This is a genomic window from Streptomyces sp. SAS_270 (genome assembly GCF_052543295.1).
On the sequence record NZ_JBMNDS010000029.1, the window covers coordinates 1 to 10,913 of the forward strand.

11 protein-coding genes are annotated in these 10,913 nt (G+C 72.2%); 7 read left to right on the plus strand and 4 right to left on the minus strand.

The annotated features are described in order from the left end of the window. Nucleotides 1-234: 234 nt before the first annotated feature. Together ACN6LB_RS20615 and ACN6LB_RS20620 are read right to left on the minus strand one after the other, a co-directional pair. Entirely contained in the window at nt 235-900 is a 666-nt protein-coding gene (locus tag ACN6LB_RS20615) for an HAD family hydrolase (protein ID WP_445027206.1), read from the minus strand. A 238-nt stretch (nt 901-1,138) separates the two neighbouring features. Then, nucleotides 1,139-1,720, minus strand: coding sequence for a TMEM165/GDT1 family protein (locus tag ACN6LB_RS20620; protein WP_445027207.1), 582 nt, complete (start codon nt 1,718-1,720; stop codon nt 1,139-1,141). Between the two features lie 413 nt (nt 1,721-2,133). On the opposite strand from ACN6LB_RS20620, the gene ACN6LB_RS20625 reads away from it, so the two are divergent. The 4 genes from ACN6LB_RS20625 to ACN6LB_RS20640 all read left to right on the plus strand — a co-directional run bounded on the left by ACN6LB_RS20625 (nt 2,134) and on the right by ACN6LB_RS20640 (nt 7,206). Next, nucleotides 2,134-2,778: an HNH endonuclease family protein gene (locus ACN6LB_RS20625; protein ID WP_445027208.1), complete on the plus strand. Its 645-nt coding sequence runs from the start codon at nt 2,134-2,136 to the stop codon at nt 2,776-2,778. Between the two features lie 79 nt (nt 2,779-2,857). Then, on the plus strand, nt 2,858-4,504 hold the full coding sequence (locus ACN6LB_RS20630) for an alkaline phosphatase D family protein (RefSeq protein ID WP_445027209.1): 1,647 nt from the start codon (nt 2,858-2,860) through the stop codon (nt 4,502-4,504). A gap of 201 nt (nt 4,505-4,705) precedes the next feature. After that, nucleotides 4,706-6,664, plus strand: coding sequence for an FAD/NAD(P)-binding protein (locus ACN6LB_RS20635; protein WP_445027210.1), 1,959 nt, complete (start codon nt 4,706-4,708; stop codon nt 6,662-6,664). 86 nt (nt 6,665-6,750) lie between these two features. Next, complete coding sequence (locus tag ACN6LB_RS20640) at nt 6,751-7,206, plus strand: DoxX family protein (RefSeq protein WP_356142863.1); 456 nt, start codon at nt 6,751-6,753, stop codon at nt 7,204-7,206. Between the two features lie 80 nt (nt 7,207-7,286). On the opposite strand, the gene ACN6LB_RS20645 is transcribed toward ACN6LB_RS20640, so the two are convergent. Further along, a complete protein-coding gene (locus ACN6LB_RS20645; protein ID WP_445027211.1) occupies nt 7,287-7,862 on the minus strand; it encodes a superoxide dismutase family protein in 576 nt (191 codons plus the stop codon). Nucleotides 7,863-8,110: 248 nt separating this feature from the next. Here ACN6LB_RS20645 and ACN6LB_RS20650 point away from each other — a divergent pair, with 248 nt between their 5' ends. Further along, nucleotides 8,111-8,746: a DedA family protein gene (locus ACN6LB_RS20650; protein ID WP_445027212.1), complete on the plus strand. Its 636-nt coding sequence runs from the start codon at nt 8,111-8,113 to the stop codon at nt 8,744-8,746. A 31-nt stretch (nt 8,747-8,777) separates the two neighbouring features. Here ACN6LB_RS20650 and ACN6LB_RS20655 read toward each other — a convergent pair whose 3' ends face one another. After that, on the minus strand, nt 8,778-9,005 hold the full coding sequence (locus tag ACN6LB_RS20655; RefSeq protein WP_356142857.1) for a DUF2277 domain-containing protein: 228 nt from the start codon (nt 9,003-9,005) through the stop codon (nt 8,778-8,780). Between the two features lie 89 nt (nt 9,006-9,094). Here ACN6LB_RS20655 and ACN6LB_RS20660 point away from each other — a divergent pair, with 89 nt between their 5' ends. Both ACN6LB_RS20660 and ACN6LB_RS20665 read left to right on the plus strand, forming a co-directional pair. Continuing rightward, nucleotides 9,095-9,868 carry an MBL fold metallo-hydrolase gene (locus ACN6LB_RS20660; protein WP_356142855.1) on the plus strand — a complete coding sequence of 258 codons (774 nt, stop codon included), beginning with the start codon at nt 9,095-9,097 and terminating at the stop codon, nt 9,866-9,868. A 105-nt stretch (nt 9,869-9,973) separates the two neighbouring features. Continuing rightward, nucleotides 9,974-10,867 (plus strand): ketopantoate reductase family protein, encoded by an 894-nt coding sequence (locus ACN6LB_RS20665; protein ID WP_445027213.1) that lies wholly within the window; start codon nt 9,974-9,976, stop codon nt 10,865-10,867. Nucleotides 10,868-10,913: the final 46 nt, after the last annotated feature.

Here is a 10,913-nt window from a genome sequence, read left to right on the forward strand (position 1 = left end):
CTGGCGAAGCCTCGTTACTGCGGGCAATCGTGCCGCTAGGGGCGGCACGGGTGGGCGCAGCGGCACCCCGTGAACGCCGGGCTGCGTGACCCACCCCCGCCCAGCACCAACACCGGGTGACAAGGAAACAAGGGGCGCCCGGGGTTTGCCCACCCACCCCGGGTGACCGTTCAAGCATGGGGTGCCCGGGGTTCGCCCACCCACCCCGGGTCACCGTCGAGACAAGCCCCGGGGCTAGCCGACGTGCAGGCGGATCACGCCACCCCCGGCGTCCTCGACGCGGACCTCGCGCAGGTCGCGGACGAGCACGTCCGGCCGGTGGGCGCCCGCCCGAGGGCCGACCCCCACGACCCGCATCCCCGCGGAGCGCCCGGCGTCGATCCCCGCCCCGGAGTCCTCGAAGACAACGCAGTCCTCGGGCGCGATGCCCAGTTCGGCGGCGCCCTTGAGGAACCCCTCGGGATCCGGCTTGCTCGCGCCGACGGACTCGGCGGTGATCCGCACGTCGGGAAGGCCGAGCCCCGCGGCGGCCATCCGCGCGGAGGACAGGCCGACGTCCGCGGAGGTCACGAGGGCGTGCGGCAGCCCGGCGAGGGAGGCGAGGAAGGCCTCGGCGCCGGGGACGGCGACGACGCCGTCCATGTCGGCGGTCTCCTCGGCGAGCATGCGCGCATTGTCCGCGTGGTTCTGCGCCATGGGCCGCTCGGGCAGCAGTACGGCCATGGAGGCGTGCCCCTGCCGCCCGTGGACGACCTTCATGACCTCGGCCCCGTCGAGCCCGTGCCGGTCGGCCCAGCGGCGCCAGCAGCGCTCGACGACGGCGTCCGAGTTGACGAGGGTGCCGTCCATGTCGAGCAGCAGGGCGCGGGCGGTCAGAACGGAAACGGTCGTGGCCGTCATCGGCATGCTCCAGGACGCAGGAAACGCGGGAAACGCAGGAAAGGGGCCGCTGTCACGGCCCCCGGGACAAGGCGGCCCCGCCCGCCGGTCAGGGAGTGCGGGCGGGAGCCACTTTGTTCCTCCACGATACAAAACGGAGTGCCCCTCGCGCCACCGCTTCTGACCAGGGACGATGCACAGGGCTCCCGCGAAGGCCCGCTACAGACACCGGCAGGACCCCCCACGTTCACCCCGCCGCTCACCCGGCCACCGACTCGTAGAGGCTCCACACGCCCAGCCCCAGCATCAGCACGGCCGCCACCTTGGTGATGAGCCGCAACGGCACCCGCTTCATCAGCGCCCGGCCCCCGAGGATGCCGAGCCCGGCCACCGCCCACAGCGCGAGCACCGCGCCGAGGCCGACGGAGAGCGGGTCGTCGTAGCGGGCCGCGAGGTTCGCCGTCATGATCTGCGTGAGGTCACCGAACTCGGCGATCAGGATGAGCATGAAGCCCGCCCCCGAGACCTTCCAGAAGCTCTGGTCCTCGGGCTTGCGGATCTCCCCCTCGCCCTCGTCCTTCTTCATCAGGAGTACGGCCGCACCGCCGAGGAAGAGCACACCCGTCAGCGCGTGCACGATCTGCTGGGGCAGCAGCGTCAGCACGCTGCCCGCCGCGACGGCGAGCGCGACATGGAGTGCGAAGGCGGCGGCGACCCCCGCGAAGACGTACGAGGCGCGGTAGCGCGTGCCGAGGACGAGCCCGGCGAGGGCCGTCTTGTCCGGCAGTTCGGCGAGGAAGACGACGCCGAAGACGAGCGCCGTGACGGTGATGCTGATCAAGATTCCTCAATCGGTCGGGCTGCCCCGCCGAGAGCGTGTGATCGCGCTGCGACACCTCGGCACGGCAGCACACATGGGCTCCCGCGCCATGAGGCACGGGTCGGTGCACTGCTTACCGAAGGTCTCGCTGGCCGACCCCTCGAAACGAGGTCTGCCTCCGGGCGCCGGCTCAGACGAGCTGAGCAGTATGTCGACGGTCCGGCGAAGAGCTACTCCCCTTCTGCGCTGCCCATCGTACGTGAGTCCCACGCGGCCTCCGTAGGGCCTTTGGTCCCGGGCCGATCCCGTCAGGAACCTTGTCGTGTCATGAGCACGTCACTAACTTCTAACCTGCCCCACATCTTCCGGAAACCGAGCGCCGCGAGCATTTCCCCGCTCGCACCTCAACTTCCCCCCACCCAAAGGGAGTTCGCATGGCGAAGGTCTACGCGCGTCGACGGCTCAGCATAGTCGCAGCGCTCAGTGCTCTCATAGCCTCGGTCGGACTTTTCAACGGTCCGGCCGCCTCCGCCGCGCTGCCCACGCCGGTCAGCGCCGCCACCGCCCGCACCTACCTCGCCTCCCTGGACGTGGCGACCGAGGTCCGGACCGGCTACAACCGGGACCTGTTCCCGACCTGGATCACCATCAGCGGTACCTGCAACACCCGCGAGTACGTCCTCAAGCGCGACGGTTCGAACGTCGTCACCAACTCCGCCTGCACCGCCACCAGCGGCAGCTGGTACTCCGTCTACGACGGCGCCACCTGGACCGCCGCCTCCGACCTCGACATCGACCACCTCGTCCCGCTCGCCGAGGCCTGGGACTCCGGCGCGCGCAACTGGACCACCGCCCAGCGGCAGGCCTTCGCCAACGACGTGACCCGCCCGCAGCTCATCGCCGTCACGGACAACGTGAACCAGCAGAAGAGCGACCAGGACCCGGCCGAGTGGATGCCCCCGCTCAGCTCGTACGCCTGCACCTACGTCCGCGCCTGGGTCCAGGTGAAGTACTACTACGACCTCTCGGTCGACTCCGCCGAGAAGTCCAAGCTGTCGTCGGTCCTCAGCGGCTGCTGATCGCCGGGTTCCTGTCAGGAACCTCCCCACTCCCCTCCGTCGTTCCGTACCGTACGGGGCGACGGAGGAGGGTGATCTCGTGGCGAGACTGTGCCTGGGCCCGCTGCTGAGGTACGTCGACGGCTCGTCCGCGACCGTCTGGGTCGAGGCGAGCCGTCCGTGCACCGCCGAGGTGCGCTGCGCCGGCGGCGCCCGGGGCCGGGCCCGCACCTTCCAGGTCGCCGGGCACCACTACGCGCTGGTCCCGGTGACGGGGCTGACCCCGGGTACGGAGTCCGCGTACGAGGTGCTCCTCGACGGCGCCCCCGTCTGGCCGCCGCCCGACACCCCCTTTCCGCCCTCGGCCATCCGCACACCCGCCGACGGCGACGACGTCCTGATCACCTTCGGCTCCTGCCGCTGGGCCGCGCCGCCCAAGGACGAGCACGACCCGGTGGGCCCCGACGCCCTGGACACCCTGGCCACCCGGCTCGCCGCCGCGCCCGACGGCGAGCGACCCGACGTCCTCCTGCTGCTCGGCGACCAGGTGTACGCGGACGAGACCTCCGACGCCACGCGCCGCTGGATAGCCGCCCGCCGCGGCCTCGCCGATCCCCCGGGCAACCAGGTCGCGGACTACGAGGAGTACACCCGGCTCTACTACGAGTCCTGGCTCGACCCCGAGATCCGCTGGCTGCTGTCCACCGTGCCCAGCTGCATGATCTTCGACGACCACGACGTCATCGACGACTGGAACACCAGCGCCTCCTGGGTCGAGGACATGCGCGCCACCCCGTGGTGGCGCGAGCGGGTGCTGAGCGGCCTGATGTCGTACTGGGTGCATCAGCACCTCGGCAATCTCTCGCCCCGGGAGCTGGCCGAGGACGTCCTGTACGCCGCCGTCCGCACCACCCCCGACGGCACCGACGTCCTGCGCGCCCACGCGGCCCGCGCCGACGCCGACCCGGCCTCCGTCCGCTGGAGCTACCGTCGCGACTTCGGCCGCGTGCGGGTGCTGATGGTCGACAGCCGCGCGGCCCGCGTCCTCGACGAGGAGAGCCGCGCGATGCTCGACCCGGGCGAGCAACAGTGGGTGCGGGAACAGGCGTTGGACGCCCGCGGTTCGTACGACCACCTCCTCGTCGGCACCTCGCTCCCCTGGCTGCTGCCGCCGCTCATCCACGACGCCGAGACGTGGAGCACCGCGCTGTGCCGCGGCGAGCGCGGCGCCCGGTGGGCACGGTTCGGCGAATACCTGCGCAGGCGGGCCGACTTGGAGCACTGGGCGGCCTTCCCCGCGTCGTTCGAGGCATTGGCCGAGCTGATCGCCGAGGCGGGGTCGGGACCGGACTCGCCGGCGACCGTGTGCGTGCTGTCCGGCGACGTCCACCACGCCTACATCGCCGAGCCGTCCTGGCCCACGGGCGCGGGTCCGGACGCCCGCGTTCTCCAGCTGACCTGTTCTCCCGTCCACAACTCCGTCCCGCTCTCCATCCGACTCGGCTTCCGCTTCGGCTGGAGCGGTCTCGCGCGGGTCATCGGACGACGGTTCGCCCGGCACGGGCGCTGCGGCCGTCCGAGCCTCACGTGGCGCAGAACCGGCGGCCCCTGGTTCGGCAACCAGCTGATGACCCTGACCCTGCGCGGCCGTTCGGCGTCCCTGCGGCTCGAACAGGCCCGGGCAGGGCGGGGCGGCGCCGGTTCCGCGGAGCTGAAGACCGCCGTGGAGTCCGCACTCGTGCCGTAATGGACCTGTTGCGTACGGTTGTTGTGGGGGATGTCCCTGATGCTCGTGACGCATCCCACAACCGGAGCCGATCAACCGCTCCCGGGCTCGGCTCCCGCCCCGTACGACGGCATGATGAGGCGGACCGTCCGCTTCCAGTGGACGGTGTGCTGTCGCGCCCCCACGCGCGCCACACACCCCCCACGCCCGGGAGTCACCCCTTTGTCCGCAGCGATCGCAGCGACCGCCGAGCCCGCCGGGACCCCGCACGTCTCCGTGTCCGTCGCCCTCGTCGGCGCCGGGCCGCGCGGCACCAGCGTCCTGGAACGTCTCTGCGCCTCCGCGCCGGAACTCCTCGCGCCGGGCGCCCGGTTGACGGTCCATGTCGTCGATCCGGCGCCGCCGGGGCCCGGCCGCGTCTGGCGTACCGCCCAGTCGCCGCACCTGCTGATGAACACGGTGGCCTCGCAGGTGACCCTGTTCACCGACGAGAGCGTGGACTGCTCGGGGCCGGTCCGCCCGGGCCCGAGCCTGCACACCTGGCGGCCCGAGGCACTCGGCCCGGACGACTACCCGACCCGCGCCCAGTACGGCCACTACCTGGAGTGGGTCTTCGGCGAGGTGGTGCGCGGGGCCCCGGCCGAGGTACGCGTCGAGGTGCACTCGGCGCGTGCGGTGCGGCTGGCCGACGCGCCCGACGGCCACCAGGTCCTCGCCCTCTCCACCGGTCGCACCCTGACCGGCCTCGCCGCGGTGGTCCTCGCCCAGGGCCACCTGCCGCTGCGCACCGACCCCGGGCAGCGGCGCCTGGGCGCGTACGCCGACGCGCACGGCCTGCGCCACATCCCGCCGGCCAATCCGGCGGACGTCGACCTCTCCTCCCTCGCCCCGGGCGAGCCGGTCGTCCTGCGCGGCCTGGGCCTCAACTTCTTCGACCACATGGCCCTGTTGACGACCGGCCGCGGCGGACACTTCACCCGCACCCCGCGGGGACTGCGCTACGAGCGTTCGGGCAACGAGCCACGTCTGTACGCCGGTTCACGCCGCGGGATCCCGTACCAGGCGCGTGGCGACAACGCGAAGGGCCCGTACGGCCGCCACACCCCCCTGCTCCTCACCGACGAGGTGATCTCCCGCTTCCGCAAACGCGTGGACTCCGGCGACGCGCCCGACTTCCTCGGCGAGATATGGCCGTTGGTGGCGAAGGAGGTGGAGACCGTGTACTACGAGGCGCTGTTGCGACAATCCGACGACGGCTACTGCGACGACGGGGGCGGGGACGTGGACGGCGAAAGCTTCCGGGACCGCTTCCTCGGCGCGGCGCACCGAAGCCCCCAAGAGGCCGCGCTCCTCGACGAGTTCGGTGTCCTGCGCGGCGAACGGTGGTCCTGGGAGCGGATGTCACGGCCGTACGCCGGGCGCGTCTTCGCCGGGGCCGCCGAGTGGCGGGGCTGGCTGCTGGCGTATCTGCGCGAGGACGCCGGACAGGCCGCGCTCGGGAACGTCGAGGGGCCCCTGAAGGCCGCTCTGGACGTGTTGCGCGACCTTCGCAACGAGTTGCGGCGGATCGTGGACCACGGCGGGCTGTCGGGCATCTCGCGCCGGGAGCACCTGGACCGTTGGTACACGCCGCTCAACGCCTTTCTCTCCATCGGCCCGCCGCGTCGGCGCATCGAGGAGATGGCCGCGCTGATCGAGGCGGGCGTCCTGGAAGTGGTGGGCCCGCGCCTGGAGGTGCGGGCGCAGGACGGGGCGTGGGTCGCCCACTCCCCCGACGTACCGGACTCGACCGTACGGGCCACCACCCTCATCGAGGCACGGCTGCCCGAACCGGACCTCAAGCGGACTGCCGACGAACTGCTCGCCGGGCTTCTGCGTGCCGGGCAGTGCCGCCCGCACACCGTCGACGGCTACGAGACGGGCGGACTGGACGTGACACCACTCCCGTATCACCTGATGGACAGTCAAGGACGGGTGCACAAACGGCGGTTCGCCGTTGGAGTACCGACAGAGGGAGTGCACTGGGTGACCGCGGCCGGGGCACGGCCAGGGGTGGATTCGGTCACACTTTCGGACGCCGATGCGGTGGCGAGGGCCGTCCTACGTGCGGCTACACCCGAAACGGAACCTCAAACGGAAGCAAACCGGTGGCCAAATGTTGAACTTGAAAGCATCGATTAGCCTCTCCTAGCGTTGGTGCTCACTCGGTTCCGTCCCCAGGATCCGGCCCTCCCACGGGCCGGACAAGACCGAAGGAGCACTCCCACATGACCGGACGCCTCAACAGCGCCCAGCCCTACGCCATAGGCCTGTTCCGCATCGTCATCGGCCTGCTCTTCACCGTGCACGGCGCCGCCTCGCTCTTCGGCGTCCTCGGCGGTGCCATGGGCACCCATGGCGGCACCATCCCGTCCGGCACCTGGCCCGGCTGGTACGCCGCGGTCATCCAGCTCGTCACCGGCGCGTTCGTCCTGGTCGGCCTCGGCACCCGCGGCGCCGCGCTCATCGCCTCGGGCTCCATGGCGTACGCGTACTTCGACGTGCACCAGTCCGCGGCCCTGTGGCCCATCCAGAACGGCGGCGAACTGTCCGTCCTGTTCTGCTGGTCCTTCCTGCTGCTGGTCTTCACCGGTTCCGGCGCGCTCGGCCTCGACCGGGTGTTCGCGACCCGCCAGGCCCCGGGCTCCGAGGAGAAGCGGGCCTCCGAGCCCGTCACGGCCTGACCCCTCGTACGAAGACGACGGCGCCTGTCCCAAGAGGCGGGCGCCGTCGTCGTCGTAGGAGCTGAGAGCCCGTCACACCGTCAGGAAGTCCCGGCGGTCCAGCCGAACGGCACCGAGAAGCACGCCACGCGTGCGCCCGTCATGCCCGGCTCGGAGTGCAGCACCACGGAGGCGGCCTCGCCCAGCCGGAAGCCCCAGTCGTGACGGGCCGCCGCCTCGCCCGCTCCCTCGCCGCCGGCGGTGAAGTCGAGCCACACCTCGTTGTCGTCGTTGGCATAGGCCGGGTCCTTGGACGGCTGCGCGGGGTCCTTGCGGTGCTGGTAGTGCCCGCCCGCGGCGGCCGGATCCGCGCCGCACGGCTTCTGGTGCACATGCACGCCGTACGCGTGCCCCGGCCGCAGACCCGTCACCCGCAGCCGTACGTCCGTGGCGCCGTGCTCGTCGCTGTGCTGGCTCACCTCGATCCCGGCGGCCGCCGGAACGAGATCCATGTCGTACGTCACCGCCGCCGACGGGACGAACGCGGTGGGCGGCGCGAAGCGCGCGTCCGTCCGCATCCAGAAGCCGTCGGGCGCGGCCGGAGCAGCGGGGCCCACCGCACCGCCCGTCGCCAGTACGGCCGACGCCAGGGCTCCGACGAGTATTCCTGCCACCATCGCTGACCCACTCCTCTTGTCCGCGCCCCCGGCCGGATCGGCCCTCCTCCCTCGTTCGTACGGGATCCGGGCCCGCCCCGCCGCGCCGGAGCAGCAGCCGGGTGAACGTGACGTGACGAACACGTGAGCCCCCATGAGCCTGCTGTGACAAGCGCGGCGTACGCTGTACGGCTGTCACAGGTGTCACTTTCCGCTCCCTCGCACCACCGGAGCACAGGACGCCTACGGGGGAGTCCAGGGGAGTTCGGGTGCTTGAGAGTGTGGGGTTGCTGACCGGCAGCCCATGGATCTACGCGGCGGTCGCCGTGTCCGTTCTTCTCGACGTCTTTCTGCCGGTGCTGCCGAGCGGCGTCCTGGTCATCACCGCCGCCACGGCCGCGGCGGCCGGTTCCGCCGGCGGCGCGGTGACCCACGAGGTGCCGGACATCCTCGCGCTGACCCTCTCCGCCGCCACGGCGTCGGTGCTCGGCGACCTGGTGGCCTACCGGCTCGCCTGGCGCGGTGGCGCCCGCCTGGACCGGGCCATCGCCCGCTCCCGTCGGCTGACGCGTGCGCAGGAACGTCTCGGCGCGGTTCTCGCGCGCGGCGGCGGGGCCGGCGGCGCGCTCGTCGTCATCGCCCGCTTCGCCCCGGCCGGCCGCTCGGTCGTCTCCCTCGGCGCGGGCGCCGCCCACCGCCGGGTCGGCGAGTTCCTGCCCTGGTCCATCGTGGCCGGCCTGTGCTGGGCCGTGTACAGCGTCGCCCTCGGCTACTTCGGCGGACAGTGGCTCGGCACGACCTGGCTCGCCACCGGGGTTTCGGTGGTGGCGCTCTTCGGGGCGGGGGCGGGGGCCGCGTTCCTGATCCGGCGTCCCGGGATGCGGGAGTCGGGGAGCGGGGCCTGAGGTCCTCTCCCTGCTGTCGGTAGGCCTGGGGTCAGCCCGCGCGCTGGGCGGCGCCCCGGACCTCCAGGCCGCCGAGCAGTTCGGCCGTGGCCGCCGCGATCGCTTCCACCGCGTGGTCGAAGACCTCGCGGTTGTGGGCAGCCGGGGCGCGGAAGCCGGAGACCTTGCGGACGTACTGCAGAGCGGCGGCGCGGATGTCCTCCTCGGTGGCCTCTTCGGGGAGCACGGGCGGGCGGAGTGTCTTGATGCTGCGGCACATACGTCCAGTGTCGCTCGTACGGCGCCACTCCGCCGTGGCCCCGCGATTTCCGTCGGAATACCCGCGGGCGCCCCGCTCTTGTGCAGAGCATGACCACTGTGGAGATCCTTTACGTCGGCGGCCCCACGGCCGTGCTCGAAATCGGCGGCGTACGCCTGCTCACCGACCCGACCTTCGACGCCCCCGGCGAATACCACCTCGGCACGCGGAAGTTGGTGAAGACCGCCGGGCCCGCCCTCGCGGCGACGGAGATCGGCGCGGTCGACGCCGTCCTGCTCTCGCACGACCAGCACCCGGACAACCTCGACGCGTCCGGGCGAACGTATCTTCAGGACGCCCCTGTCACCCTGTCCACGGCGTCGGCGTACGACCGCATCGGCGCGCCCGTGCGGGCCCTGCCGTCCTGGTCGCATGTCGAACTGCCGCGCCCCGACGGCGGATCGCTGCGCGTCACCGCCGTGCCGGCGCAGCACGGGCCCGACGGCTCGGAGCCGATCGTGGGCGAGGTCACCGGCTTCGTCCTGTCCGGCGAGGGTCTGCCCAAGGTGTACGTCAGTGGGGACAACGCCTCCCTCGACGTCGTCCGGGCGATCGCCGAGCGGCACGGTCCGTTCGACGTGGCCGTGCTGTTCGCGGGCGCCGCTCGCACCCCGCTCGTGCCGGACGCTCCGCTGACCCTGACCAGCGAGGCCGCCGCGCAGGCCGCCGAAATCCTCGGCGCGCGTCATGTCGTACCGCTGCACTTCGAGCACTGGGGCCACTTCACCGAGGACGGCGCCGCGTTGACGAAGGCGTTCGGCGGGGCGGGGCTCGCGGAGCGGCTGCATCTGCTGAAGCCGGGGGCTTCGGTCCGGCTGCCGTAGCCGGGGGAACGCACCGTTGACCGATGCCTGCGCCCCTTGTGATCATCGTGGAGCGGGGACCTTGAGAGGTGAGGCCCCGACAGCTCCAAGAGGATTTGAGGAAACATGGCGAACGACAAGCTGACGGTGGCCGTACTGGGTCCGGGAGGCGTCGGTGGCCTGCTCGCCGGGCTGCTCGCCCGTGCCGGACACCGGGTGATCTGTCTGGCGGGCGGCGACACCGTACGGGCGCTGCGCTCGGAGGGAATCCGGGTGCGCAGTGGGCAGTTCGGCGATTTCACCGTACGGGTCGAGGCGGAGGAGGAGCTGCGCGAGCCCGTCGACGTGTGCGTGATCGCCGTGAAGGCCACGACGTTGGACGCGGCCCTGGAGCGGGTGCCCGCGAAGGTGCTGGGTGACGACGCCCTGGTCGTACCGTTCCTGAACGGCGTCGAACACCCGGCCGCGCTGCGTGAGCGCTACGGCTCGGCCCGGGTGGCGCCCGCGGTGATCCGCGTCGAGTCGACCCGACTGTCGCCCGGGGTGATCGAACACGGCAGCCCGTTCCTGGAGGTCGATCTGACCGGCGAGACGGTGGTGCGGGAGCGGCTAGACGCGCTTGCCGGGGCCTTCGAGGAGAGTGGGGTGCGCGTGCGCGTCCAGGAGGACGAGGCGGCGGCGCTGTGGGCGAAGATGGCGTTTCTGGCGCCGTTCGCCCTGCTGACCACCCGCTACGGTGCGCCGCTCGGCGACATCCGCACGCACCACCGCGACGAGCTGACCGCCCTGGTGGAGGAGGCGTCCGCGGTCAGCCGTGCCGTCGGCGCACCGGCCGACGCCGCGGCCGCCCTCCAGCGCTACGACGCGTTCCCTCCGGAGACCAAGTCCTCCATGCAACGCGACGCGGAGGCCGACCGTCCGCTGGAACTGGACGCCATCGGCGGGGCTCTGCTCCGTGCCGCGGAACGCTACGGGGTGCCTGTTCCGGCGACGGGGCGAGTGGTGGGCGAGCTGAGGTAGTCGCCCGCGGGCGCGGGGGGGGGGGGGGGGGGGGGGGGGGGGGGGG